Origin of the sequence: Chitinophaga sp. 22308, assembly GCF_052045305.1 — a bacterium.
Taxonomy (GTDB): Bacteria; Bacteroidota; Bacteroidia; order Chitinophagales; family Chitinophagaceae; genus Chitinophaga; species Chitinophaga varians_A.
In genome coordinates, this window is record NZ_JBQEOP010000034.1 from 1 (window position 1) to 420 (window position 420).

General features: G+C 53.8%; 1 protein-coding gene. It reads right to left on the reverse strand.

Annotated elements, in window-relative coordinates:
- The coding region (locus ACTJJS_RS33540) for a hypothetical protein (protein WP_440668412.1) at window positions 1-420 on the reverse strand (420 nt) is incomplete at both ends.

Genomic DNA, 420 nt, shown 5'->3' on the forward strand with positions numbered 1-420 from the left:
GGTTGAAAGAACCGTCTGCGTTACATACTGGCGGCACAGCAGCTACGGCTACAGTTGGTGCGGCATTGAGGACCAGCTTAATGGAAGAAGTGCTGTTGTCGCACACGCCATTGCTGATGGTCCATGTTACCGTTACTGTCTGCGGCGTGCTGGTGGTCAGTGTTGCAATTGCATCCGGGGCATTTGGATTGCTGAAGGACACACCGGTACCGGACCATGTACCTGTTTCGGTAGGTTTCGGTGCGTTGGCGTTCAGCTGGAAGACGTTATTGCCGCACTGGGTGATATCGCTGCCTGCTTTGCTTTCTGTGAGTGCTTCGGTGTTGGTCAGGATGATCTGATCAGAAGCGGTACAGGATGCTTTGTAGTTGTTGGTCACTGTCCATTGCAGTGTCACGGATTTACCCGCAGGCACGCCTG